We start from the raw sequence: 24,495 nt of genomic DNA on the forward strand, positions 1-24,495 counted from the left end.
GCTTTGCGTTCGCAACACGGTGCCGTTTAGATCATGGCTATAGTTAACGTTGGATAAGCCGGTCTCATGCAGGCGTGGGTCACGGCTTTGGGCGAGAAAACCGCGCGTGTCATACTGATGAAAAGTGATGCGTTCGTCGGTGACATCCGGTGTATTCGGATGACGGTGATAAGCAATATTTCGTACCGTCTGTCCTCGATTACCAAGCACCGCGACTGTAGGTGTAGCGGTAAATAGCGTCATACTATCCTCTCTTTACGTTTCGTTACGCGATATAGCCTCACTCAGTATAGTGAATAGGGTTCGTTACATTGGATGCTGCATCAAGCTGCATTAATCCATTCGTAAGGGGCATATACAGTAATCTGCACCAATCTGCGGTAAACTGTGCGAAATCTCGTTTATTTTCCGGAATCTCAGTATCCATGCTCAGTTATCGCCACAGCTTCCACGCTGGCAACCATGCCGACGTCCTTAAACACACCGTTCAGAGCCTGATCATCGAAGCGCTGAAAGAAAAAGAGAAACCGTTTCTCTATCTCGACACCCACGCGGGTGCCGGGCGCTATCAGCTTTCCGGTGAACATGCAGAACGCACTGGCGAATATCTGGAAGGCATTGCCCGTATCTGGCAGCAAGAGGATTTACCGGCTGAGCTGGAGCCGTACATGAACGTGGTGCGCCATTTCAACCGTAGCGGGCAGTTACGTTATTACCCAGGTTCGCCGCTGATTGCCCGCGAACTGCTGCGTGAACAGGACAGCCTGCTACTGACTGAACTGCACCCGAGCGACTATCCGCTGCTGCGCCAGGAGTTCCAGAAAGATAACCGCACTCGCGTCACGCGCAGCGACGGTTATCAGCAGTTAAAAGCCAAGTTGCCGCCGGTTTCCCGCCGGGGTTTGATCCTTATCGACCCGCCATACGAAATTAAAACCGATTACCAGGCGGTGGTCAGTGGTATCCATGAAGGTTACAAACGCTTCGCTACCGGCGTTTACGCACTGTGGTATCCGGTGGTGCTGCGCCAGCAAATCAAACGCATGCTGCGCGATCTGGAAGCCACCGGTATTCGCAATATTCTGCAAATCGAGCTGGGTGTGCGCCCGGACAGCGATCAGCGCGGGATGACTGCGTCCGGCATGATTGTGATTAACCCTCCGTGGAAACTCGAAGCGCAAATGAACAACGTGCTGCCGTGGCTACACAGCAAACTGGTGCCAGCCGGTACCGGGCATACGCTGATTCACCAGATCGTGCCGGAGTAATCGCAGCCATTGGTGGAACCTTTTCGGCTGCGCGCTACAATCGCGAATATTTTCGACTTCGTTCAGGATTAAGGAAACAACCATGAGCAAACATTACGACTACATCGCTATTGGCGGCGGCAGCGGCGGCATCGCATCGATTAACCGTGCGGCTATGTACGGTCAAAAATGCGCGCTGATCGAAGCAAAAGAACTTGGCGGCACCTGCGTGAACGTCGGTTGTGTGCCGAAAAAAGTGATGTGGCACGCGGCTCAGATTTCTGAAGCGATTCATTTGTACGGCCCGGATTACGGCTTCGACACCACCGTAAACCACTTCGACTGGAGCAAGCTGGTCGCCAGCCGTAGCGCCTATATCGACCGCATTCATACCTCGTACGATAACGTGCTGGGTAAAAACAATGTCGATGTGATCCGGGGTTTCGCGCGCTTTGTCGATGCCAAAACCGTGGAAGTGAACGGCGAAACGATCACTGCCGATCATATCCTGATCGCCACCGGCGGCCGCCCAAGCCACCCGAATATTCCAGGCGTTGAGCACGGCATTGATTCCGACGGTTTCTTCGCACTGCCCGCGCTGCCAAAACGCGTGGCGGTGGTGGGCGCAGGTTACATCGCCGTGGAACTGGCGGGTGTGATTAACGGCCTGGGCGCCGAAACGCACCTGTTTGTGCGTAAACACGCGCCGCTACGCAGCTTTGATCCGTTAATCACCGAAACGCTGGTTGAAGTGATGGCGGCAGATGGCCCGACGCTGCACACTCACGCGGTGCCAAAAGAAGTGGTGAAAAACGCCGACGGCAGCCTGACGTTAACGCTGGAAGATGGCCGTTCGCAAACCGTGGACAGCCTGATTTGGGCGATTGGTCGCGAACCGGCAACCGATAATTTCAATCTTGCGGTCACCGGTGTGAAAACCGACGACAAAGGTTATATTGAAGTCGATAAGTTCCAGAACACTAGCGTGCCGGGTATTTATGCGGTGGGCGATAACACCGGTGCGGTAGAGCTGACGCCAGTCGCCGTGGCCGCCGGTCGCCGTCTCTCCGAACGCCTGTTTAACAACAAGCCGGATGAGCATCTGGACTACAGCAACATTCCGACCGTGGTATTCAGCCATCCGCCGATTGGCACCGTTGGCCTGACCGAACCGCAGGCGCGCGAGCAGTACGGCGATGACCAGGTGAAAATCTACAAATCATCCTTCACCGCGATGTATACCGCCGTGACCACCCACCGCCAGCCGTGTCGTATGAAGCTAGTATGCGTTGGCCCGGAGGAGAAAATTGTCGGTATTCACGGTATCGGCTCCGGCATGGACGAAATGCTGCAAGGCTTTGCGGTGGCGCTGAAAATGGGCGCGACCAAAAAAGACTTCGATAACACGGTAGCCATCCACCCGACCGCAGCGGAAGAGTTTGTCACCATGCGTTAACCGGCGCCGCTACAGCGATACACCAGAGAAGCCCCAAATGGGGCTTCTTTTTTTTACATACTACTTAACCCCTTATTCGGGCCATGTTTTCTGGCACGATAATATGGCGATTCAAACATCGGAAGAGGCGTAACAGATGGGCTGGGAAATGCATATCACCCGCGCGGAAAGTTGGTCAGAAAGCGAAACGCAACCGATCGGCAGCGAAGAGTGGGTTCAACGGGTGAATCAGGATGAAGAGCTCGCTTTTGATCGGCGCAACGGTGAATTTTACGCGCTATGGAAAGGGCAAGAAACCTGCTGGCTGGAGTGGCGTGATGGCGAAATCTACAGCAAATCGCCTGCAGAACCGCTCTACTGCAAAATGCTGGAAATCGCCGCAACCCTGAAGGCGCAAGTGCGGGACGATGATGACCGCCTCTATCTGCTGCCGGGCGATTTATTAAACCCGTCGTGGGCAACACCAGAGGCGAAACCGTCGTTGATGCAAAAAATTACCGGCTTTTTTAAGAAATGAACATCACGCGCGGAAGTTAGCCGCTTTTTAATCCCAGCAAATGGCTGGCGACGCCCCAGCGCATCACCCGGCAGGCGTCGTGGTTAATCTCCAGCAGCGAATAGCTGGCATTGGGATGATAGTAACGCGCCACGTTTTCTAGCGAATTTTCCAGCAATTGCGCTATCGCCCCCTGCATAATTTGCCCGTGCGAAACCAGTGCTACCGTGGCAAGTGGACAGATATCAGGCAAGCGATGTAAAAAGTCGAGCAACCGCTGTGCGGCGTGCGCCAGTGATTCCCCCTGCGGCGGTTGAAAAGCCTCATCATCCGCGAAACGGGGAAACTCCCGGCGGATATCGCGCAGAGACCGGCCATCAAACGCCCCGAAATGCTGCTCCTGTAAGGCCTCTTCAAACTGGATATCGCATTGATATTGTTCCGCAATCAGCAAAGCCATCTGCTGCGCCCTGCCGAGCGGCGATGAGAAAATAACTTCAGGGCGAATCCCCGCCTCCCGCAGCCCACGAATCAAAGCATGGCTCTCCTCATGCCCGCGCGGTGTTAGTGGGCTATCGAGCCGCCCCTGGATTATGCCCGCCCGGTTCCACTCAGTTTGCGGATGGCGAATCAATAGCGCTTTCATATCCCGGTATATCCATCCGAAAGTTATAAGAGAATCACACCCATCCGAGCCAGGCTCTTATAAAAAGTAATGAAGCCGCATTTTACACAGGGAAAAATCAACTTTGCTTACGTAGTTTTTATCCTGCTTTATGCCTGCCAGTGAAATACCGTACCAAAGCGAAGCATTGGTCTCTTTTAAAACTCATTGTTATCAACCTTGATTACTGTTGCGTGCCCCTCTTTTATCTCAAAAGCGGTATCAAAACGGCGGGTATTAAATTCAGTAGTTTTTGCTTTTTCTTTCGATTCCAGCGTGAAGCTAGACACAAACTGCCCTTTCTCGGGAAATTTATAAACACCAGGCGGAATGCACATTTCACCGTTATTCACAGATAAGCGAGGATATTGCTGATACCAACGCTCTTTATGAGGAGTGTGGCGCGGTGCAATGCTGATAAATACAGGCTGATAATCTTCAGCAGAGAGGATCCCAAAACAAATTTGCTCACTCTTCAATTCGATAGAGGTGGTCTCCGCTGGCTTATATCGCTGGTCCAGCCGATCCCCCATTGGACAACCGCTAAGCAAAGGTAGAAGCAAGAAAGGAATATATTTAGCGCATATTTTCATAATCCGTTCCCGGGAAAATAAAAACACATTTCTGCTCTTTTTAGGTGAGCATTCAAGCAATACGATTTATTTGAAATCATTTTTCCCGCTAAATCCTCGCCGCCTTCAGTTCGTTAACCAGCCACTGCACCGCAGGTTGGTAGTCGAATAATCGATGGGTAAGCAATAACAAATCATACGAGGGCGCGCCTTCCGGCAGTTGCATAATGCGCAGCGGTAACATCGTCGCCAACTCCCTGGCGATGCGAAACGGCACGCACATCAAGTAGCCGGTCGCCACCGCCACGCGCCCGCCAACGGCGTAACTTTGTACCACCGTCGCAAGTGGGCGATAAAGGTGCTGTTCGAGTAGCCAGCCGTCAATGTGATCCGCGCCGGAACTGACCGCCGGTAAATGGATTTGCGCCTCACTCACCAGGTGCTTAAGCGTGAGCTGTTCCGGCAAATCGGTGCGCTCCACAGAGGCGATAGCGACAAAGTGGTCAGAGATAAGTTTATGTTTATTAAAATAATGCGGGATATGCTGCACGTTATCGACGCCAATAAACGCATCCAGTTGCCCCTGCTCTACTCGCTCAACCTTGATGGTTTCCGAAAGAATATCCACCGAGAGCCGGACATTCGGCGCAATGGTTTTAAACCGCGCGGTCAGTACCGGCATAAACATGAACTCGAAGTAATCCACTGCGCCGATATAAAAGGTGTGCGCATCGCGCAGCGGATCGAAGTGGCTTGGCCCACGTGTGGCAGTATCCAGCTTGCTGAGCGCGCTCTCGATAACCGGGATCATCATTGCGGCGTAAGGCGTCGGTTCCATACCGTTGCGCGTGCGGATAAACATCTCATCGTTGAGCTGCTCGCGCAGGCGGTTCAGGGCATGGCTAAAGGCAGATTGCGACAGATTCGCTTTCAGCGCCGCGCGGGTCACACTCTTCTCTTTCGCCAGTATTGGCACCAGCCGCAGCAAATTCAGGTCGATCACCACTATGCATCCCGTTCATGTTTTCATGATAACAATACATTTTATGCATAACGTATTTCGTTGCTATAGTTTGCAGCAAAATAAGTGCGGACAATTTGCACTGCCTGAATCAAGAACAACGGGAGAGTTTTTTATGAGAAATGTAACCGTCGCCGCAACGCAGATGGCGTGTAGCTGGGATCTGGATAAGAACATTCAAAACGCTGAGCGTCTGGTACGTGAAGCACACAGCAAAGGCGCGCAGGTGATCCTGATTCAGGAGCTGTTCGCCGCCCCTTACTTCTGCATCGATCAAAGCCCGGAACACTACGCGCTGGCGCAGGAAGTGGCGAATAGCCCATTGATCAAACACTTCTCTGCGTTGGCTAAAGAGCTGGAAGTGGTGCTGCCGCTGAGCTTGTTTGAAAAGTGCAATAACGCCTATTACAACTCGCTGGTGATGATCGACGCCGACGGTAGCGTGCTGGACACGTACCGTAAAACCCATATTCCGAACGGCCCGGCTTACCAGGAGAAACAGTTCTTTATCCCTGGCGACACCGGTTTCAAAGTGTGGAACACCCGCTATGCAAAAATCGGTGTCGGCATCTGTTGGGATCAGTGGTTCCCGGAAACCGCACGCTGCCTGGCATTACAAGGCGCAGAAGTGATCTTCTACCCAACCGCGATTGGCTCTGAACCGGCTTACCCGGATATCGACAGCCAGCCGCACTGGACGCGCGTGCAGCAGGGCCACGCCGCCGCGAACGTCATTCCGGTGATTGCATCTAACCGTATTGGCACCGAAGCCAGCAAATACATCGAAGGCCTGGAAATGACCTTCTACGGCTCCTCCTTCATCGCCGATCAGACCGGTGAGCTGGTCGAGCAGGCAAACAAAACCGACGAAGCGGTGCTGGTGCACACCTTCGATCTTGACGCCATTGCCGCACAGCGTGCCGCGTGGGGGCTGTTCCGCGATCGCCGTCCGAATATGTACAGCGCGATTGCCACCTCCGATGGCAGCGTAAGGAGCTAAGCAATGGTACAGCTGACCACGCCCGTGAAAGATGGTTTCGCCATGCCGGCGGAATGGGCGCCGCATCAGGCGGTTTGGATGATTTGGCCCTACCGCACCGATAACTGGCGTGCCGACGCTGCGCCGGCGCAGCAGGCGTTTTCCGCTGTCGCCAAAGCGATTTCGCGCAACACGCCGGTGATTATGGGCGTGCCTGCCGCCGAAATGGCCAAAGCGCGCGCCACCATGCCAGCGGAAGTGACGCTGGTAGAAATGGAAAGCGACGATGCCTGGATGCGCGACACGGGCCCGACCGTGGTGGTCAATAACGCCGGTGAAAAGCGTGGGATTAGCTGGACGTTTAACGCCTGGGGCGGGCTGAATGGCGGTTTGTATGCAAGCTGGGATCGCGATCAATTGGTCGCCGGGCAGGTGGCGAATTACCACCATCTGCCGTGCTATCACACAGATTTGGTGCTGGAAGGCGGCTCCATTCACGTCGATGGCGAAGGCACGTTGCTGACCACCGCAGAATGTTTGCTGAACCCGAACCGCAACCCGCACCTGAGCAAAGCGCAGATCGAACAGCAACTGCGCGATTACCTGGGTGTGTCGCAGATAATCTGGTTGCCGGAAGGCGTGTTCAATGACGAAACCGACGGTCATATCGATAACATGTGCTGTTTCGTTCGTCCTGGCGAAGTGGCGTTGCACTGGACGAATGACCAGAACGACCCGCAGTACGCGCGCTCCATTGCCGCACTTGAGGTGCTGGAAAGCACCAAAGATGCGCAAGGGCGCACGCTGAAAGTGTGGAAAGTGCCGTCTCCGCTGCCGCTGTTCGCCAGCGCTGAAGAAACCAGCGATGTCGAAAAAGGCACGGCGATTGAACGCCACGAAGGCAACCGCCTGGCCGGTTCCTACGTTAACTATCTGGTCAGTAATCAGCAGATTATTTACCCGCTGCTGGACCCGGCGACCGACGGCGCGGCGCAGGCGTTGTTCGAAGAGATGTTCCCGGATTTCGTCATCACTGGCGTTCCGGCGCGTGAGATTTTGCTCGGCGGTGGCAATATCCACTGTATTACGCAGCAAATCCCGCGTTAATCAGCACCCGGCGGTGTTTGCCGCCGGGTTTTACAACGCGCGTGACATGCGAATGTACTGCACTTCTTTTTTATAAAACGGTTCGCCTTGCGCCATGAAACCAAAGCGCGCGTAAAATGCCGCCGCCGAAATTCTGGCATCCAGTTGCACAAACTCCACGCCCGCCTGCACTAACTTTTCCAGCACATTCTGCAACAGAAAACCGCCATAACCTTGCTGCTGATACGTTTGCAAGGTGGCGAATTTACGGATTTGGCACCGCCTTTCATCATGCATAAAAACCGACAAGCAACTGACAATTTCCCCGTTTTCAAGCATGCCAAAATGGCGGGCTTCGTCATCGCCTTCTACGCGCGAAGCATCGCGGGCAAGATGCGGCCACAGTACCGTATGGCGGATATTGAGACATTGCTCTAACGTAATAGAGACGAGCTGCAAAGGATTTTCCTCAGTCATTTCGGGGAGAGTTACCCGCGACAACCCATAATGAGGTTCGACAGGCGATTATTCACAAATCGTTGCAAAACGAATGCTCCTAAATTGGCCGCTGCGTTGATTTTGCTTCTGTACGTTTTATACACTATTAATCAGTAAGTTGTGGGGTTTTGCGTTAATTTTATACCGCGCTAAAACGTGATCGACCGCACACTTCGTCCTTCACGGATCGAAGCGAATGTCTACGCTTAATAGATAGCCGGGCAACACCCGTAATTTTTTACGACGACATCCGGAGGCCAGAGTCCTTATGTTCAACCAGAAACTACAAAGCGCAGAATCCGTCGAGTTCGTGAATGAGGAAGAGATCGTCTACGAAACCGATCCGTGCGAGTTAAAACTGGATGAAATGATCGAGGCGGAGCCGGAGCCAGAAATGATCGAAGGGTTACCCGCGTCCGACGCGCTAACCCCTGCCGATCGTTACCTTGAACTGTTTGAACACGTGCAGTCGTCGCGCATTTTTGCCGACAGCAAAACCTTTCCCGACTGCGCGCCAAAAATGGATCCGCTCGATATTCTGATTCGCTATCGCAAAATCAAACGTAAACCGGAGTTCGATCTGCGCCAATTCGTGAAAGCGCATTTCTGGATGCCGGAGGATTATTCCAAAGCGTACGTCTCCAACCCGGAGAACTCGTTAAAAGAGCATATCGACCAGTTGTGGCCGATACTCACCCGCGAGCCGCAGGATCACATTCCATGGTCTTCCCTGCTGGCGCTGCCGCAGGCTTACATTGTGCCCGGCGGGCGATTCCGCGAGACCTACTACTGGGACTCCTATTTCACCATGCTGGGCCTGGCGGAGAGCGGTCGCGACGACTTGCTGCGCTGTATGGCGGATAACTTCGCGTGGATGATTGAGCGTTACGGCCATATTCCGAACGGAAACCGCACTTACTATCTGAGCCGCTCGCAGCCACCGGTTTTTGCGCTGATGGTCGAGTTGTTTGAAGAGGATGGCGTTCGCGGTGCGCGGCGCTACCTTGATCACCTGTTAATGGAATACGCATTCTGGATGGATGGCGCGGAATCGCTGGCGCTGAACCAGGCGTATCGCCACACGGTGCGTATGCCGGACGGTTCGCTGCTCAACCGCTACTGGGACGATCGCGACACGCCGCGCGACGAGTCCTGGCTTGAGGACGTTGAAACCGCGCGTCATTCCGGGCGACCAGCAAGTGAAGTCTATCGCGATTTGCGCGCAGGCGCGGCTTCCGGTTGGGACTATTCATCACGCTGGTTGCGCGATGCGCAACGGCTGGCGAGCATTCGCACCACGCAGTTTATCCCGATTGATTTGAACGCGTTTCTGTTCAAACTGGAAAGCGCTATCGCCAATATTTCCGGACTGAAAGGCGACAGAGAACGGGAAGCGCTGTTCCGCCAAAAAGCGAGCGATCGCCGCGCGGCGGTGAACCGTTATCTGTGGGACGATGAAAATGGCTGCTACCGCGACTATGACTGGCGTCGTGAAGAGATGGCGCTATTCTCCGCGGCCAGTATTGTGCCGCTGTATGTCGGTATGGCGACCCATGAGCAGGCAGACCGGCTGGCAGAGGCGGTGAAAGCGCGCCTGCTTACCCCAGGCGGTATTCTGGCAACAGAATACGAAACCAGCGAACAGTGGGATAAGCCCAACGGCTGGGCACCGCTGCAGTGGATGGCGATTCAGGGCTTCAAAATGTACGGTAACGACTCGCTGGGCAACGAAATCGCCCATAGCTGGTTGCAAACAGTGAATCACTATTATCAGCAGCACCACAAACTGATTGAGAAGTATCACATTGCCAGCAGTACGCCGCGCGAAGGTGGCGGGGGTGAGTATCCATTACAGGATGGTTTTGGCTGGACGAACGGTGTGGTGCGCCGCCTTATCGGTTTGTACGGCGAACCGTAAGCTGGCATTTTGGCCCTGTAGATTAGCGCATTGGCACATCCCGGTCACTTACGCTTGTAAGCGCCAGGATGTGCCAATTTACTGTTCGCAACGGGAACGCATGTACCTGAAAAATTAATCGATCACATCATAAATAGAGGTCTGAATATCCGACCATTTTCGGTTTTCATCCGAAGGATCGGCTTCATAACGCAACTGCGCCTGTTCCATCTCATAACGCTGGCGTTCCACAACCGGTGGACGAGTACAAAAAGCGCGTAAATAATCCCGGTTAATAGAGGTCAGCTTCTTGTTATTGGTCGCCATTTCATGCGTCAGCGTAGTAATAAAGCGGCGGCAGGGGCGATTTTCATCCATTTGCAGACGGTAACGCAGCAGCAGATCCAGCACGTCGTTGTAATCTGCCACCATGGCATTTTCTGTCCATGACAGCTTCCAGTTCATCCCGGTACGTAAAAACAGCGACACTACGCGCGTGTCATTGCGATCGATAGCCGAACGGAAGTTGTTTTCATCACGAGACAGCCCCATGCGACTAAGCTCCTCTTTCGGCGAGGTTCGGTCGCGATCCTCGGCAATCGGCACGGTAATGTGCGCTTCACGTGTCACCGGCACAGAAATGTCGCTGGAAAATATCCAGAATGCGCCAATCGCCATGAGCAACACCATCACGCCGACAGCGCTCCATAGCACCCCAGAGAGCATCTGGTCGCGCTCTTCGCGGCTACGCACTGACCGTTTTGCAGGCTTATCAATACTGTCACGCATCGGCATCGCATCACCTCCGGCAGCGCGATCTTTTTTCCGCGTCTGCTCCCAGAATGCGTCTAAATCTCCGCTGGCCTCACTCAGCAACTCCGCAGGATTCGTTTTGGTTCGCCCCTCATCAAACGCACGCTGAACCGGGCTGCTAATTTGCGGGTAATAGCTGTTCAGTAAAATCAGTTGGTTGGACGTTAGCGACTGCCCCGACACGACATTCGATCGCATCTGCCGTATATCATCAAGAAAGGCGTGCAGCGTTTTGCGCGTATCCAGCAACAGATTCAGTTCCGAGGCGTCATTGAACAACCGGGAATAGTGCTGACTAAACTCTTTCTTATCGACCAGTAATAGTGCCAACTCGCTAAACCGCATACCGCTCAGCACATCGTTGTGATCGCCAAGCCGCAGCCAGCGCCGCACACGATCGGCACCAAATTGTGTTTTCAGGTGATTACGCAGCTTTTCGCTATCCGGCCACACCTGCATCACCAGCGATTTAATCATCGCTTCCATGGCGCGTAATTGCTGTAACCCTTGCCGCTGCTGCGCCTCATCCGACGGCAAGGCGGTGTTGTAGCTCAGCAACTTTTGCTTATTACGCAGGTTTTCCAGCGCGCTGATAAATCGCAGTGCCGCAATAAGCTGATTTTCTGTCACATTTTGCCCGTTCTCATACCGCGGAACGAGCTGCTGTAAATGACGAAGTTGTAAAGTGAACTGTGTTAATTCCGCATCGTTGAGTTTAAGTCGTTTAGCCACCGCGCCCCAGCCACCCAAACTCAGGCGCGCAACATCCAGTTGTTCCAAAAACCAGCGCGGGTCTTTACCTTCATCGAAATGCACATTCAGTAGCAGTAAGATTTCAACAGACGCCTCGCGAATAATGGCAATGCATTTTTCAAACTGTTCACCCGTATTTAATGGGGCAGAAAGAGTCATTATTTTCCTTTAAGTACAACTGAAGAAACAATTAACTGGCCAACCTGAGCGCTTAATTTTTTCTTTATTTATGAATAGGTAAAAGATAGCTCAGTTGACGATTATTATCAGTGACAGTGCTTTCAAGCCGAAAAAAAACAGCAGGAGATATTCACTGTGTTAATACTTTTTACCCCAAGATTGACCTGCTCGCCAATAACAAAAGAAGCATGGCCATTCTTTCTCGCGCTGCAACAAAACCCCGATGTGATGCGTTATGTTGCCGATGGCCGCAGTGAGCAAGAGATCCGCGAAGCATTCGATGCCCGGCTTACTCCCTGGTCCCCCGGCAGCCGGCACTGGCTCTGCCTGCTGGTACGCGACATCGCGACAAACGAACCGCTTGGCGTAACCGGTTATATTCACCGGGAGGATGATTGCGCCGAGGTCGGCTTCCTGTTCGCCGCAGCAGCTCAGGGCAAAGGCTATGGCCAGGAATCGTTAAAAGCGCTGTGCGACTTCGCCTTTAACGAAGGGGGGATTCGCAAACTTACCGCCACCGTGACGGCAGGAAATCACGCATCCCGGCACTTACTGGAAAAAACAGGTTTTATTCTCGAAGGCGAACTGCGTGAGGCGTACTGGCTAGCGGGAAGCTGGCATAACGACTGGCTGTTTGGCTTACTGCACCACGAATATGACGAAAAACGATAATTCGTCAGCATGCTTCGCTATGCTCTGCCAGGCTTAAGAACGTGTTCTGGCAATATTCAGGAGAGGTTATGAAGAAAATTGTGCTCGCCGCCAGCCTGGTGGCGCTGTTCTCCATGACGGCATTTGCAGAAGATGCGCCGGGTCTGAAAGCGGACAAAGCGCCGCCGCCGCCGCATAAAATGGATGACGGCTATCGCGGTATGGAAGATGCGCGCACCATGACCGTCAAACAGGCGAAAGCCCTGCATGATGGCGCGTCCGTCTCGCTTCGCGGTAACCTGGTTGAGAGGGAGAGCGGCGATATCTACCTGTTCCGCGACAAAACTGACCAGCTTCAGGTATATATCCCAATGGCGATGTTTGATGGTAAATCCGTGTCTCCGGATGAACTGGTCGGCATCAGCGGCTCGCTGGATAAAAAACAACAACCGGCGCGTGTCCGGGTAACACATTTTCAGAAGCAGTAAAACTGCACGCCCGGTAGCGAAAATCTGCCGGGCGTGACCGGTTTTACAGAAACATCCCGCCCGATACTTCCACGCGTTGCGCATTCATCCACGCCAGATCGTCGCTCAGCAGCGCGGCAATTGCATCGCCGATATCATCCGGTAACCCTACGCGACCCAACGCAGTTTGCGCTGCAATATGTTGATTAACCTGCTCATTATCACGCACTACGCCGCCGCCAAAATCCGTTTCTATCGCCCCCGGCGCAATGATATTCACCGAAATGCCCCGTGCACCAAGCTCTTTCGCCTGGTAACGCGTCAGCACTTCCATCGCCCCTTTCATCGACGCATACGCGGCATAGCCCGGCTGGCAAAAACGCGCCAGCCCGCTAGAAACGTTAAGAATGCGCCCGCCATTTTTCAGCAGCGGCAGCAGGCTTTGCGTCAGGAAGAACGGCCCTTTGAAATGGATGTTCACCAGTTGATCAAATTGCTCGACGCGGGTTTCAGCGAAAGAAGCATTGATGCCGATACCCGCATTGTTCAATAAATAATCAAACGTCTCACGCTGCCAGACAGATTTCAGTTGTTCATGGACTTCACGGGTGAAAGCATCAAAATGCATGATATCGCCGACGTTAAGCTGCAATGCCACCGCTTTCACGCCTTTTTGCTCAATTTCGCGCACCACGTTCTGCGCTTCCTCGGCGTTACTGTTATAGGTCAGGATAATCCCCGTTCCTTTCGCCGCCAGCTTCAGCGCCGCGTTTTTACCCAAGCCACGGCTGCCACCCGTCACTAAAGCAATATGTTGTGTCATAAGAAACCTCGTTTTCGCTGATGTGAGAATGTGGAAAAAGCTTATTAGCTGACGAATAAACAATAAAGGTGCTAAATTACGCTTCACTGTTTCATTACAGGCAACAATCGAGCGTGATGATGGATAAAATTTACGCAATGCAACTGTTTATCCGCGTAGCGGAACTGGAGAGTTTTTCCCGCGCCGCCGATTCGATGGGGCTTCCTAAGGGTAGCGTATCGCGCCAGATTCAGGCGCTGGAGACGCACCTCGGCACCCAGTTGTTGCACCGCACCACGCGCCGCGTTCAGCTCACGCAGGACGGCATGGTTTACTACGAGCGGGCGAAAGATCTGCTGGCGAATATGGATGAGCTCGACGGAATGTTCCTGCATGATCCGTCGAGTATCAGCGGTCGTTTACGCATCGATATGCCGGTCGGTGTGGCGAAAAATCTGGTGATCCCACGCCTACCCGCTTTCCTGCAACAGTATCCCGGCATTGAACTGGAGCTGAGCAGCAGCGACAGGCTGGTGGATATTATTCGCGAAGGGTTCGACTGCGTAGTGCGCGTCGGCACCCTCAAAGACTCTGGCCTGATTGCCCGCCAGCTTGGTCGGCTGTCGGTCATTAACTGCGCCAGCCCCGATTATCTGGCGCGTTTTGGCTACCCGGAGACGCTCGATGATTTATCCTCCCACGCGCTGGTGCATTACGCCGTAAATCTTGGTACGCGCCCGCCGGGCTTTGAAGTCTTCCAGGATAAGCAGACAAACTGGGTGAAAACCGGCGGCATACTGACGGTGAACAGTACCGAAACCTATCAAGCCGCTTGCCTTGCCGGATTAGGGATTATTCAGGTACCGCGCGTTGGCGTACGCGAAGCGCTTCGTGCCGGTAAGCTGGTGGAGATCCTGCCGCAATACCGCGCGGAACCGATGCCGGTTTCGCTGATTTACCCGCACCGCCGTAATTTGTCGCGCCGCGTACATCTGTTTATGGAGTGGCTGGCGACCGTGCTGAAGGATTACGTCGACCACTAGCAGCTATAATTTCACTTACCACACATTCAGGAGAAGGAAAATAGACCTGATGACGCCGGAAAATCATGAAAAACGCCCGACGCAAGACCTCGACTACGAACCCGTCAGGAAGATGGCTGAGCAGCCCACCGAAAAGAAACGTTCCGCTCCCGCCGCCATCAACAACACGCTGACGTCACTTTCCAGCATGGTGCAAACAATCCAGAGCTGGCCTGTCATTGCGCACCTGATCCGCGCGACTGAACGTTTTAACGACCGCATGGGTAACCAGTTTGGTGCGGCAATCACCTACTTCTCGTTCCTGTCGATGATCCCAATTATGATGGTCTGCTTCGCCGCTGCCGGTTTTGTGCTCGCTTCACATCCCACGTTATTGCAGGACATCTTCAATAAAATCCTGATGAGTGTGAGCGACCCGACGATGGCCTCAACATTGCAAAACACCCTCAATATTGCCGTGCAGCAGCGCACAACGGTGGGAATTGTCGGGCTGGCTATTGCCCTTTATTCCGGCGTGAACTGGACCGGCAACCTGCGTGAGGCGATCCGCGCCCAGTCGCGCGATGTCTGGGAGCGTAACGCGCAGGATGAAGAGAAAATCTGGGTAAAATATTTCCGCGATTTCATTTCACTGATTGGGCTGCTGATGGCGCTGATCGTGACACTTTCGATAACGTCAGTGGCGGGTTCGGCGCAGCAGTTGATCATCAACGCGTTGCACCTGGATTACATTGAATGGCTGAAACCGGCCTGGCGGCTGATTGGTCTGGCCATTTCGATTTTCGCTAACTATCTGCTTTTCTTTTGGATCTTTTGGCGTTTGCCACGCCACCGCCCGCGTAAAAAGGCGCTGATCCGTGGAACATTTATCGCCGCGATTGGTTTTGAAGTGATCAAAATTATCATGACCTGGACGCTGCCCTCACTGGTGAAATCGCCCTCCGGCGCAGCGTTTGGCTCGGTGCTGGGTCTGATGGCATTCTTCTACTTCTTTGCTCGCCTGACCCTGTTCTGCGCCGCGTGGATCGCTACCGCGCAGTACAAAGGTGACCCGCGCATGCCGGATAAAACTCACCATTAACGCGGCTATCGGGCTGAAGGAAATGGAATATTTCAGCCCGCCTGGCGATTTCAGCATGAAAATCCAGTCCGTAACTTTTATTTAACCAAAAACCAGTTTTATTCTCTAATTTTAAAAATATGTGAAGCATTTCATAGAAGGTAAATCGTAAGTCTGAAAATTATCCGCTTTTTGCCTGTTTTTCGCGCTGGGCCTGACTTTGTTACAGATTGAAATGTCGCTTTTGCTGTGGCTAATATGGTCGTTCGTTCGCGCAAAAATAAGAAAATTCTATGCAAGCTACAGCTACAACTTTCGACAACGAGCAGGAAAATCCGCCGGTAAATTCACGCAATAAAGTCGTCGTTGCGTCTCTGATTGGCACCGCCATCGAGTTCTTCGACTTCTATATTTACGCCACCGCCGCCGTGATTGTGTTCCCGCATATCTTCTTCCCGCAGGGCGACCCGACGGCCGCCACGCTACAGTCACTGGCGACCTTCGCCATTGCTTTTATTGCGCGTCCGATTGGTTCCGCTGTGTTTGGTCACTTCGGCGACCGCGTTGGTCGTAAAGTGACGCTGGTGGCGTCGCTGTTGACAATGGGGATCTCAACCGTGCTGATCGGCCTGCTGCCAGGCTACGAAACCATTGGTGTAATGGCACCGTTACTGCTGGCGCTGGCGCGTTTCGGCCAGGGTTTGGGGCTGGGTGGCGAATGGGGCGGCGCAGCGCTGCTGGCCACGGAAAACGCCCCGCCGCGCAAACGCGCGCTGTACGGCTCTTTCCCGCAACTGGGCGCGCCGATTGGCTTTTTCTTTGCTAACGGCACCTTCCTGCTGCTCTCCTGGTTACTGACCGACGAACAGTTTATGGCGTGGGGCTGGCGTGTCCCGTTTATCTTCTCTGCCGTGCTGGTGCTGATTGGTCTGTATGTTCGCGTTTCACTGCATGAAACACCGGTGTTCGCCAAAGTCGCCGCCGCGAAAAAACAGGTGAAAGTGCCGCTCGGCACGTTGCTGACCAAACATATGCGCGTCACCGTGCTGGGCACGTTTATCATGCTGGCGACCTACACGTTGTTCTACATCATGACGGTCTATTCAATGACCTTCAGCACCTCGCCGCAGGGTCTGGGTCTGCCGCGTAACGAAGTGCTGTGGATGTTAATGATGGCGGTGATCGGCTTTGGTGTGATGGTGCCGGTGGCTGGCCTGCTGGCAGACGCGTTTGGTCGCCGTAAAAGCATGATTGTTATCACGTCGCTGATTATTCTGTTCGCACTGTTTGTCTTCCCGCCGCTGCTCGGTTCCGGTAGCCCGGTGATGGTAATGACCTACCTGCTGATTGGCCTGAGCCTGATGGGGCTGACTTTCGGCCCGATGGGTGCGCTGCTGCCGGAGCTGTTCCCGACAGAAGTGCGTTATACCGGCGCGTCGTTCTCTTATAACGTGTCGTCGATCCTCGGTGCATCGGTAGCACCTTATATCGCCACCTGGCTGCAGGCGAATTATGGTCTGCTGTACGTGGGGATTTACCTGGCCGCGATGGCGACATTAACACTTATCGCGCTGCTGTTGACCCACGAAACCAAACACCAGTCGCTGTAACCTTTTTGCCCTCTCTTCGCTGAAGAGAGGGCAACTTCCCGTCGTGCTTCTTAGTGTTTCATCTGTGACAAAATGGCCTGGCACTGATTCTGCTCGCCTTCCGACGGCGAGATCAACGCCAGCAATGCCGCAGCCGGAGTGACTAATGTTGCCAGCGCTGCCGCCACTGCACCGCGCGCAATCAACGGCCCGGGTTTCACACCCGCCTGTGGGTTTTTAAAGCTACCGCGCACGTAAAGCGGTGAACGCAGCGTGACAATACGAACGCCTTTGCTTTCAGGATCAATGGTTAAATCGAGCTGTTCCGAAGCCATACTGGCGGTGCCGGTAATGTTAATCAGCGCGTTTTCCGTATCAAAGGCGAAGATTTGCGGACGCGCGACACCGTTGACTAAATCGAGGTTCGCGGCAGCGCAATTCACCCGCACTTCATCATCGCCAAATAGCTGACCGACAATATAGTTGCCGACATTAAGGCCGAGGATCTCCATCAAGTTACGGCTGACCAGCCCGTCGTTCATCAACAGTTTCAGGTTGCCATTGCTGGTGCCCAGCAGCGCCGCCACGGAGTTGCCCACGCCGCGAAGTTCTGCGTCGCCGTTCATCTCACCGAGGGTTTTCTGCATCAGTTCCACATCCGGCATCAGCGCTTTGAGCTTCAGCCGCCGCGCCTGAATCTCCGCCCGCCCTTGCATCGGTTTTTTATCCCCTTCGAGGTGGATATTCGATGAGATGGTGCCGCCAGCAAGGCCAAATTTCAGCGGTTGCAGGCGCAGGTCGGCATTTTTCAGCAGAATGTGGGTCGACAAGTCGCTAATGGGTAGCGTTGAGCCGTGCTCAATCCGGCGACCTTTAAAGCGCACATCGGCATCCATTACGTCCCATTTATCGGTTTCAAAACGGTCATAGGGCAGCACTTTACCCGCCGGTTGCCCCGCTTTCTCGCCCTTTTGCTGCTCGGTGCGTTTTGACTGCTCAGCGCCTTTGCCGGAATCCACACCAATCAGCGGGCCCAAATCCGCCAACCGCAATTGGCGCGATTCAACATCGCCTTCCAATTTTGGACGCGGTTTACCGGTGGTATAACGCAGCGTGCCGTGAATATCGCTCTCGCCGATATGACCGTTAAAATCGCGGTAATCAAACACCGAACCCTTTTCATTATTGAGCTTCGCAATGAGATGGCCATCGGTTTCAAACGGTGGAGTGTCCGGCAACAGCACGCCCGTTAAGTCATACAGTTGCCCGAGTGAATCGCCACCAAATTTTAATTTCAGGTCGGCACCGCCCATGTTCATCGGGTCGTTGAGGGTGCCGACAAACGCCACGCGCGTATTGCCGGAACGGAAATCGGCCTGCACCGGGAAAGGCGTCCCTTCGCTGCGCAGCGCCAGCATGCCGCCGATTTTGCCATTACCGGAGAGTGGCTGGTCGTTGTAATGCCCTTTCGCCGTCAAACCAAAAACGTAATCCCCGGCTTTGACTTTGCTATCGCTTTTGCCGGTCACTTCGCTAAACGGCAGCGGTTTGCCTAAGGGATTTACCAGAATCTCGATATCCGCGCGGTTGAGCGCATCGTCAATGGCGATGCGTCCGCGATCGAAGAGAATATTGTCCAACCGGAATGACCAACTGGAAGGCTGCGCATTGGCGTCTTTGTTGGCGTCGCTGGCGAAGGTGAACGTCCAGTTATTGAGCTTTTCCGAGCGGCGAATCAACCGCGCATCGGGTTGTTGCAGTTTGATCCACGGCAGGTAAACGGTTTTGGTGAGCAGCGCCAGTGGCGCGAGCGTGGCTTCAACGCGGGGTAAATGCACCATCGTCACTTCGTCGATACCCGGCGGGTTGCCAAGGATAATATCGTCGGCGTGAACATGCGGCCATGGAACCCAACTGCGCCAGCCGGTTTCCTCTTTTTGCCGCTCCCACACCACGCCCAAATCGCCGCGAATGGCGAACGGGCGGTTAAGCTCGGTGGACACTTTTTCATTAATAGTGGGTTTGAGGCGGTTCCAGTCGAATGTGGCGATGATGATAATGGCGACCACAATCAACAACAGCAACGTCGCGAAGACGGCAATAATCGCTTTACTCGTTTTTGTCATCGTTCTGCCTTTCCTTTAAAGCCTTACCTGTCATAAAGATAGTAGAGGCTCGCGGAAAGGGCAGCGGTTACAGTTCGAGTATCACGTGTTCAAGTTTGGCTAAAGGAACCGGACGGGAGAGAAAATAGCCTTGTGCCGCATAAGCCGGTGAATCCTGAACATCGCGCCACTCTTCCAGTGTTTCCACGCCTTCGACAATCACGCCCTGGCAATAGCGGTTCATCAACTGCAACAGCATGGTGAACAGATTTTGCCCTTCCGGCGTTTTGCGCAGCATGATAAACAGATCGCGCGCCACTTTGATGTAGTCGTAACGCACTTCGCTTAACGCAGAGAAATTCGCCATACCGGTGCCGAAGTCGTCCAACCACAGCGGGCCAATTTCGCTGATCGAGGCGAAAGTCGAGTCCTGCGGTAAACGGATATGTTCCACCAGTTCAAAGCGGATCCACGGCAGCGAATTGACCAGCGCCATCAGCTCGGTATCCTGGCGCATTGCCAGCAGCGTTGGGCCGTCGACATTCACCGAGGCCAGCACCTCATTGCTGAGAAAGAACTCTTTTTGTTCCGCCAGCAGCGCCACTTGTTCATGCACCACGTCAACACGATGGCGCACCGCCACTTCGGAAAAGTAGCGATCCGGCGCAATACGCGTTTCCGGCTGTGACGGATGGGTAACAATGGTCAATACTTCAACGGCCATCAGACGACCATTGATTTTATAGATGGGCTGATAAGTATAAGCACGTTCGCATTGCAGCCAATAACGACGCTCCTGCAAGCTTTCAATGCTTGCTTCAGGAATGTTGAGCTGCTGGATGACCTGCTTTAACTTCATTTCTGCTGTCCTGTCGAAGGCGATGACCGGGAGGAATTCGTCAATGAGTTATCGGCGCTCGTGTCGATAACTTTACGCTCCGTCTAAGGGCAAATTTAAAAACCCCGAGGAGAAATCTGCAAGGAACAGGCTTTAGCTCAAAAAAATACTGGAACGTTGTTTTAATATAGTTGACCACGAATCACCCACAACGCACACTACCGTTAATTTATCTGATCCAGGTTGATGACTATGTCCAGGAAAATTGCCGTCATTGGCGAATGCATGATTGAACTGTCGCAAAAAGGCGCGGAAGTGAACCGTGGCTTTGGTGGCGATACGCTTAACACGTCTGTTTATATCGCCCGCCAGGTCAATCCTGCGGCGCTTTCCGTGCACTATGTTACCGCGCTTGGCACCGACAATTTCAGCCAGCAGATGCTGGATGCATGGCAAAACGAGGACGTCGATACCAGCCTGACGCAGCGTATGGAAAACCGCCTGCCTGGCCTCTATTACATCGAGACCGACAGCACCGGCGAGCGTACTTTCTACTACTGGCGTAACGAAGCGGCAGCCAAATTCTGGCTGGAGAGCGAGCAGTCTGCGGCTATCTGCGAACAGCTTGCGACCTTCGATTACCTCTACCTGAGCGGCATCAGCCTTGCCATTCTTAGCCCGACAAGCCGCAACAAACTGTTGTCACTGTTGCAGGCATGCCGTGCGAATGGTGGCAAAGTGATTTTTGATAACAACTACCGTCCGCGCCTGTGGGCGAGCAAAGAAGAGACGCGTCTGGTTTATCAGCAAATGCTGGCTTGCACGGATATCGCGTTCCTGACGCTGGATGACGAAGACCTGCTGTGGGGCGAGAAACCGGTGGAAGAGGTTATCGAACGCACGCAGCGCGCGGGCGTGAAAGAGGTGGTTATTAAGCGCGGCGCAGACTCCTGCCTGGTGGCGATTGCCGATGAAGCGCTGGTGGAAGTTCCGGCGGTGAAACTGCCGAAAGAGAAAGTGATTGATACCACAGCGGCCGGGGATTCGTTCAGCGCGGGTTACCTGGCTGTACGCCTGACCGGTGGCGACGCGACAGAAGCGGCAAAACGTGGGCATTTAACCGCCAGCACGGTCATTCAGTATCGCGGCGCGATTATTCCGCGCAATGCAATGCCGCAATAACGGTGTTCACCCCTCTCCTTTACCAGAGAGGGGTGCTTGAGCATTACTGCTTTACTGCTGCGGTGGAATATCCGAGACGTCAGAATGGCTCTCGTCACTGTTGGCAGCAGGCGCTGCGGCGCTATCCGCTGGAGGTGCCATCACTTCATCCCACGTTGCCTGCAAATCCTTCATGTTGAACTCCGGCTCGCCTTTCGGCTGCAGCAACACCAGCGACATATCCTGTGTAAGTTGCTGATGCAGATCCTGGTTCAGCATCTGTGGCGTCAGGTTGTTCAGAAAGTTTTGGCGCAGTTTTTGATACTGCTCCGGCGCAATATCCACCACCTGGTTTTGCAGAGAACGCATCCGTTGACTGATCAGGATATCGGTACTGGCGCGCGCATAGGTGGCGAACAGCTTTTGCAGCTCAAGGTTTTTCTGCGCGATAAGGGCTTTAAATTCCTCTTCCGGTAGCCCTTTTTCACGCACTTTCGCCAGCTCACGCGCAATCACGCCGACATTGGTACTGAGTTTGTCATTGGGCGAATCAACGTTAATCGCGCATTGCGCCCGCTGGAACAGCACCCGGCAGTCAAAACCGAGACCAATTTCTTTGGCGTTGTTTTTGCTCAGGTTCTGCTGGATATGCCAGAACAGGGCTTCACGCGCCAAATCCGCACGCCAGTAACGCTCAAGCGCGGCAGATTCGCGAATCGGTTGCCAGGCGGAGTCCCACATGATCGACAAACGATCCTGGGGGATGCCCTCGGTCATCAAGCTCACTGGCTGGCGCGGCAGCGGCGACAGCGTCGCGACGGGCGTAGGCGTCTGGCGTTTGCCTTTCAGCTCGCCGAAGGTTTTACTAATCTGCTCGGCGATGGCGCGGCTATCCACGTTCCCGACCACAATCAGCGTCATGGCGTCTGGCGTGTACCATTTTTCGTAGAAACCTTTCAGTTGCGCCGCATCGACTGGCTCTTTCAGCGTTCCTGCGGGATCGTGCCCCAACAGCGGCGAACCTTTCAGGCGGTAACGCCACCAACTGTCTTTGGTATCACCAGGCCAGGTCGCCACCATGTCGTTGCTGGCGAGAGCGTGATTAACCGTATCCGGCGTGATAGTGAGATTTCCGGCGGCATCCGCCAGGTAAACCATCGCCTCTTTCAGCAGGTCGCTGCGGTTGTTCGGTAGGCTCAGGTTATATTGCGTGTATTCGTAGGAGACCAGCACTGGCGGCAGCGGGCGCTTCGGGTCAATACCTTGTTGCCACAGCGAGCGCACCTGGGAAGGTTCAAGCCGACCACTGTGGGTCAACGCAACGCGGGGAATAAAGTGGCTGAAACCGCTCTGTTGCGCGCCTTCGGTGAGCGAACCGGTATTAATAGACAGGCGAATTTCAATGCGATCGCTGGGGCGCTGCGGCGTGGCCAGAACCTGCCACTGAAAACCATTTGCCAGCGTCCCTTGTTGCCAGGCCGGGTCAGGCTGGAGCGCATCTGCCTGCACATAACCGACAGCTGCCAGCATCAGCAAACCGCCCGTTAACAGTCGAATTTTTGTGCCCTGCATGTGAACCCCTAATCAACATTCCTGGTTAAAAAGTATGCCCGCCAAAGGGGCTAAAAGCGTACTAAAACACTTCGCTTTTAGACCACGGGAAATGCAAAACGTCACATCGCGAAGTGAATTATCACGAAATTTCATCGTAAATTGTGACGGATCCAGGAGGTAATTATGCGCAGGTACCCGCAGCCCGACAAGGGACTGCGGTCATAAGTCACGAAATTATGAAGAAATTCCGGGGGTTTTCGCCGCGCTGGAACGGTTATCCAGCGTGTCGACCAGCTGTTTTTGATCCAGTTCTTTCACCCACTTCGCTACCACGATGGTGGCGACGCCGTTGCCCACCAGGTTGGTCAGCGCACGGGCTTCGGACATAAAACGGTCAATACCCAGAATCAGCGCCAGCCCGGCCACCGGCAAATGCCCGACGGCAGAAAGCGTTGCTGCCAGCACAATAAACCCGCTGCCCGTCACCCCGGCGGCGCCTTTTGATGACAGCAGCAGCACCACCAGCAGCGTTATCTGATGGAAAATATCCATTTGGCTGTTGGTTGCCTGGGCGATAAATACCGCCGCCATCGTCAGATAAATGGAGGTGCCATCAAGGTTGAAGGAGTAACCGGTTGGGATAACCAGCCCGACCACCGATTTACGGCAGCCCAACCGTTCCATCTTCTCCAACATGCGCGGCAGCGCCGATTCTGACGAAGAGGTGCCCAGAACAATCAGCAGCTCTTCACGGATATAGCGGATAAATTTGAAGATGCTGAAGCCCGTCACACGGGCAATCGTGCCCAGCACGACCACTACAAACAGAATACAGGTGGCATAGAAACAAATAATCAACTGGCCGAGTTGCACCAGCGTACCGACACCGTATTTGCCGATGGTAAACGCCATCGCCCCGAATGCGCCAATTGGTGCCAGGCGCATGATCATATTGATGATGCCGAAGATCACCTGCGAAAAACTTTCGATAACGTTAAAAATCAGTTGGCCTTTATGGCCTAAGCGATGCAGCGCGAAGCCAAACAGCACCGCGAACAGCAGCACTTGCAGAATATTGCCGCTGGCGAAAGCGCCAATCACGCTTGCCGGTATGACATCAAGCAAGAAGGCAACAATCCCCTGCTGTTGCGCCTGTTCGGCATAAACCGCCACGGCTTTTGCATCAAGCGTTGCAGGGTCAACGTTCATTCCGGCACCCGGTTGCACCACGTTAACGATCACCAGCCCGATAATGAGCGCCAGCGTACTGACAACTTCAAAGTAGAGCAGTGCAACCGCACCAGTACGACCTACCGCCTTCATGCTTTCCATGCCGGCGATACCAGTGACAACGGTACAGAAAATCACCGGGGCAATGATCATCTTGATGAGCTTCACGAAGCCATCACCAAGCGGTTTCATCTGCGCCCCGAGTTCAGGGTAGTAATGACCAAGCAGAATACCAATGGCAATCGCGGTCAGAACCTGAAAGTAGAGACTTTTAAACAGGGAGGTTTTCATAGGGTGTCCTTGATATTAAACCTCAGGCTTTGTAGGGTTTTC

At 53.9% G+C, this 24,495-nt stretch carries 23 protein-coding genes; 12 read left to right on the forward strand and 11 right to left on the reverse strand.

Going from position 1 to position 24,495, the window contains the following annotated elements; all coding sequences use genetic code 11:
• The coding region (locus E0L21_RS16245; protein WP_131411281.1) for a hypothetical protein at positions 1 to 243 on the reverse strand (243 nt) is incomplete at its 3' end.
• Positions 244 to 425: 182 nt separating this feature from the next.
• Here E0L21_RS16245 and E0L21_RS16250 point away from each other — a divergent pair.
• From E0L21_RS16250 to E0L21_RS16260, 3 genes are all read left to right on the forward strand, one after another.
• The gene (locus tag E0L21_RS16250; protein WP_131411283.1) at positions 426 to 1,268 is read left to right on the forward strand and encodes a 23S rRNA (adenine(2030)-N(6))-methyltransferase RlmJ; all 843 of its coding nucleotides are present in this window, start codon (positions 426 to 428) and stop codon (positions 1,266 to 1,268) included.
• 82 nt (positions 1,269 to 1,350) lie between these two features.
• Complete coding sequence (gorA, locus tag E0L21_RS16255) at positions 1,351 to 2,703, forward strand: glutathione-disulfide reductase (protein WP_131411285.1); 1,353 nt, start codon at positions 1,351 to 1,353, stop codon at positions 2,701 to 2,703.
• 136 nt (positions 2,704 to 2,839) lie between these two features.
• Positions 2,840 to 3,220 (forward strand): hypothetical protein, encoded by a 381-nt coding sequence (locus tag E0L21_RS16260; protein WP_131411287.1) that lies wholly within the window; start codon positions 2,840 to 2,842, stop codon positions 3,218 to 3,220.
• 16 nt (positions 3,221 to 3,236) lie between these two features.
• Here the strand turns inward: E0L21_RS16260 and E0L21_RS16265 are convergent, their stop codons facing one another.
• The 3 genes from E0L21_RS16265 to E0L21_RS16275 form a co-directional block, all read right to left on the reverse strand.
• Positions 3,237 to 3,845 carry a histidine phosphatase family protein gene (locus E0L21_RS16265; RefSeq protein ID WP_131411289.1) on the reverse strand — a complete coding sequence of 203 codons (609 nt, stop codon included), beginning with the start codon at positions 3,843 to 3,845 and terminating at the stop codon, positions 3,237 to 3,239.
• A gap of 176 nt (positions 3,846 to 4,021) precedes the next feature.
• A complete protein-coding gene (locus E0L21_RS16270; RefSeq protein ID WP_131411290.1) occupies positions 4,022 to 4,456 on the reverse strand; it encodes a putative T6SS immunity periplasmic lipoprotein in 435 nt (144 codons plus the stop codon).
• 88 nt (positions 4,457 to 4,544) lie between these two features.
• Positions 4,545 to 5,438 (reverse strand): LysR family transcriptional regulator, encoded by an 894-nt coding sequence (locus E0L21_RS16275; protein ID WP_131411292.1) that lies wholly within the window; start codon positions 5,436 to 5,438, stop codon positions 4,545 to 4,547.
• A gap of 133 nt (positions 5,439 to 5,571) precedes the next feature.
• Between E0L21_RS16275 and aguB the strand changes: the two genes are divergently transcribed.
• On the forward strand, positions 5,572 to 6,456 hold the full coding sequence (gene aguB / locus E0L21_RS16280) for an N-carbamoylputrescine amidase (RefSeq protein ID WP_131411294.1): 885 nt from the start codon (positions 5,572 to 5,574) through the stop codon (positions 6,454 to 6,456).
• A gap of 3 nt (positions 6,457 to 6,459) precedes the next feature.
• Positions 6,460 to 7,542, forward strand: a complete 1,083-nt coding sequence (aguA, locus tag E0L21_RS16285; protein ID WP_131411296.1) for an agmatine deiminase — start codon at positions 6,460 to 6,462, stop codon at positions 7,540 to 7,542.
• A 30-nt stretch (positions 7,543 to 7,572) separates the two neighbouring features.
• Here the strand turns inward: aguA and E0L21_RS16290 are convergent, their stop codons facing one another.
• A complete protein-coding gene (locus E0L21_RS16290) occupies positions 7,573 to 7,980 on the reverse strand; it encodes a GNAT family N-acetyltransferase (protein WP_131411298.1) in 408 nt (135 codons plus the stop codon).
• 307 nt (positions 7,981 to 8,287) lie between these two features.
• Here E0L21_RS16290 and E0L21_RS16295 point away from each other — a divergent pair, with 307 nt between their 5' ends.
• The gene (locus E0L21_RS16295) at positions 8,288 to 9,937 is read left to right on the forward strand and encodes an alpha,alpha-trehalase (RefSeq protein WP_131411300.1); all 1,650 of its coding nucleotides are present in this window, start codon (positions 8,288 to 8,290) and stop codon (positions 9,935 to 9,937) included.
• A 114-nt stretch (positions 9,938 to 10,051) separates the two neighbouring features.
• Here E0L21_RS16295 and E0L21_RS16300 read toward each other — a convergent pair whose 3' ends face one another.
• Positions 10,052 to 11,641 carry an STY4199 family HEPN domain-containing protein gene (locus E0L21_RS16300; protein ID WP_131411302.1) on the reverse strand — a complete coding sequence of 530 codons (1,590 nt, stop codon included), beginning with the start codon at positions 11,639 to 11,641 and terminating at the stop codon, positions 10,052 to 10,054.
• Positions 11,642 to 11,797: 156 nt separating this feature from the next.
• Here E0L21_RS16300 and E0L21_RS16305 point away from each other — a divergent pair, with 156 nt between their 5' ends.
• Positions 11,798 to 12,334 (forward strand): GNAT family N-acetyltransferase, encoded by a 537-nt coding sequence (locus E0L21_RS16305; protein WP_131411304.1) that lies wholly within the window; start codon positions 11,798 to 11,800, stop codon positions 12,332 to 12,334.
• A gap of 68 nt (positions 12,335 to 12,402) precedes the next feature.
• The gene (locus E0L21_RS16310; protein ID WP_131411306.1) at positions 12,403 to 12,801 is read left to right on the forward strand and encodes a YdeI family stress tolerance OB fold protein; all 399 of its coding nucleotides are present in this window, start codon (positions 12,403 to 12,405) and stop codon (positions 12,799 to 12,801) included.
• Between the two features lie 43 nt (positions 12,802 to 12,844).
• Here E0L21_RS16310 and E0L21_RS16315 read toward each other — a convergent pair whose 3' ends face one another.
• On the reverse strand, positions 12,845 to 13,603 hold the full coding sequence (locus E0L21_RS16315) for an SDR family NAD(P)-dependent oxidoreductase (protein ID WP_131411308.1): 759 nt from the start codon (positions 13,601 to 13,603) through the stop codon (positions 12,845 to 12,847).
• Between the two features lie 119 nt (positions 13,604 to 13,722).
• Between E0L21_RS16315 and E0L21_RS16320 the strand changes: the two genes are divergently transcribed.
• The 3 genes from E0L21_RS16320 (at position 13,723) to E0L21_RS16335 (ending at position 17,295) form a co-directional block, all read left to right on the forward strand.
• Positions 13,723 to 14,625, forward strand: coding sequence for a LysR family transcriptional regulator (locus E0L21_RS16320; protein ID WP_131411453.1), 903 nt, complete (start codon positions 13,723 to 13,725; stop codon positions 14,623 to 14,625).
• 49 nt (positions 14,626 to 14,674) lie between these two features.
• A complete protein-coding gene (gene yhjD / locus E0L21_RS16325; protein ID WP_131411310.1) occupies positions 14,675 to 15,706 on the forward strand; it encodes an inner membrane protein YhjD in 1,032 nt (343 codons plus the stop codon).
• Between the two features lie 272 nt (positions 15,707 to 15,978).
• Positions 15,979 to 17,295, forward strand: a complete 1,317-nt coding sequence (locus E0L21_RS16335) for an MFS transporter (protein WP_131411312.1) — start codon at positions 15,979 to 15,981, stop codon at positions 17,293 to 17,295.
• Between the two features lie 50 nt (positions 17,296 to 17,345).
• On the opposite strand, the gene E0L21_RS16340 is transcribed toward E0L21_RS16335, so the two are convergent.
• The gene (locus E0L21_RS16340; protein ID WP_131411314.1) at positions 17,346 to 19,400 is read right to left on the reverse strand and encodes an AsmA family protein; all 2,055 of its coding nucleotides are present in this window, start codon (positions 19,398 to 19,400) and stop codon (positions 17,346 to 17,348) included.
• A gap of 67 nt (positions 19,401 to 19,467) precedes the next feature.
• A complete protein-coding gene (pdeH, locus tag E0L21_RS16345; protein ID WP_131411316.1) occupies positions 19,468 to 20,238 on the reverse strand; it encodes a cyclic-guanylate-specific phosphodiesterase in 771 nt (256 codons plus the stop codon).
• A 231-nt stretch (positions 20,239 to 20,469) separates the two neighbouring features.
• On the opposite strand from pdeH, the gene kdgK reads away from it, so the two are divergent.
• Positions 20,470 to 21,399, forward strand: coding sequence for a 2-dehydro-3-deoxygluconokinase (kdgK, locus tag E0L21_RS16350; protein ID WP_131411318.1), 930 nt, complete (start codon positions 20,470 to 20,472; stop codon positions 21,397 to 21,399).
• 51 nt (positions 21,400 to 21,450) lie between these two features.
• On the opposite strand, the gene E0L21_RS16355 is transcribed toward kdgK, so the two are convergent.
• Both E0L21_RS16355 and E0L21_RS16360 read right to left on the reverse strand, forming a co-directional pair.
• Entirely contained in the window at positions 21,451 to 22,950 is a 1,500-nt protein-coding gene (locus E0L21_RS16355; RefSeq protein WP_131411320.1) for a M16 family metallopeptidase, read from the reverse strand.
• A 216-nt stretch (positions 22,951 to 23,166) separates the two neighbouring features.
• Positions 23,167 to 24,453, reverse strand: a complete 1,287-nt coding sequence (locus E0L21_RS16360) for a dicarboxylate/amino acid:cation symporter (RefSeq protein ID WP_131411322.1) — start codon at positions 24,451 to 24,453, stop codon at positions 23,167 to 23,169.
• Positions 24,454 to 24,495: the final 42 nt, after the last annotated feature.

Origin of the sequence: Kosakonia quasisacchari, assembly GCF_004331415.1 — a bacterium.
Lineage (GTDB): Bacteria > Pseudomonadota > Gammaproteobacteria > Enterobacterales > Enterobacteriaceae > Kosakonia > Kosakonia quasisacchari.

Bases quoted from the DNA above. Each gene is read 5' to 3' on its own strand.
- E0L21_RS16250 (WP_131411283.1), top strand. From the start codon at position 426: ATGCTCAGTTATCGCCACAGCTTCCACGCTGGCAACCATGCCGACGTC.
- gorA (WP_131411285.1), top strand. From the start codon at position 1,351: ATGAGCAAACATTACGACTACATCGCTATTGGCGGCGGCAGCGGCGGC.
- E0L21_RS16260 (WP_131411287.1), top strand. From the start codon at position 2,840: ATGGGCTGGGAAATGCATATCACCCGCGCGGAAAGTTGGTCAGAAAGC.
- E0L21_RS16265 (WP_131411289.1), bottom strand. From the start codon at position 3,845: ATGAAAGCGCTATTGATTCGCCATCCGCAAACTGAGTGGAACCGGGCG.
- E0L21_RS16270 (WP_131411290.1), bottom strand. From the start codon at position 4,456: ATGAAAATATGCGCTAAATATATTCCTTTCTTGCTTCTACCTTTGCTT.
- aguB (WP_131411294.1), top strand. From the start codon at position 5,572: ATGAGAAATGTAACCGTCGCCGCAACGCAGATGGCGTGTAGCTGGGAT.
- aguA (WP_131411296.1), top strand. From the start codon at position 6,460: ATGGTACAGCTGACCACGCCCGTGAAAGATGGTTTCGCCATGCCGGCG.
- E0L21_RS16295 (WP_131411300.1), top strand. From the start codon at position 8,288: ATGTTCAACCAGAAACTACAAAGCGCAGAATCCGTCGAGTTCGTGAAT.
- E0L21_RS16300 (WP_131411302.1), bottom strand. From the start codon at position 11,641: ATGACTCTTTCTGCCCCATTAAATACGGGTGAACAGTTTGAAAAATGC.
- E0L21_RS16310 (WP_131411306.1), top strand. From the start codon at position 12,403: ATGAAGAAAATTGTGCTCGCCGCCAGCCTGGTGGCGCTGTTCTCCATG.
- E0L21_RS16315 (WP_131411308.1), bottom strand. From the start codon at position 13,603: ATGACACAACATATTGCTTTAGTGACGGGTGGCAGCCGTGGCTTGGGT.
- E0L21_RS16320 (WP_131411453.1), top strand. From the start codon at position 13,723: ATGGATAAAATTTACGCAATGCAACTGTTTATCCGCGTAGCGGAACTG.
- yhjD (WP_131411310.1), top strand. From the start codon at position 14,675: ATGACGCCGGAAAATCATGAAAAACGCCCGACGCAAGACCTCGACTAC.
- E0L21_RS16335 (WP_131411312.1), top strand. From the start codon at position 15,979: ATGCAAGCTACAGCTACAACTTTCGACAACGAGCAGGAAAATCCGCCG.
- E0L21_RS16340 (WP_131411314.1), bottom strand. From the start codon at position 19,400: ATGACAAAAACGAGTAAAGCGATTATTGCCGTCTTCGCGACGTTGCTG.
- pdeH (WP_131411316.1), bottom strand. From the start codon at position 20,238: ATGAAGTTAAAGCAGGTCATCCAGCAGCTCAACATTCCTGAAGCAAGC.
- kdgK (WP_131411318.1), top strand. From the start codon at position 20,470: ATGTCCAGGAAAATTGCCGTCATTGGCGAATGCATGATTGAACTGTCG.
- E0L21_RS16355 (WP_131411320.1), bottom strand. From the start codon at position 22,950: ATGCAGGGCACAAAAATTCGACTGTTAACGGGCGGTTTGCTGATGCTG.
- E0L21_RS16360 (WP_131411322.1), bottom strand. From the start codon at position 24,453: ATGAAAACCTCCCTGTTTAAAAGTCTCTACTTTCAGGTTCTGACCGCG.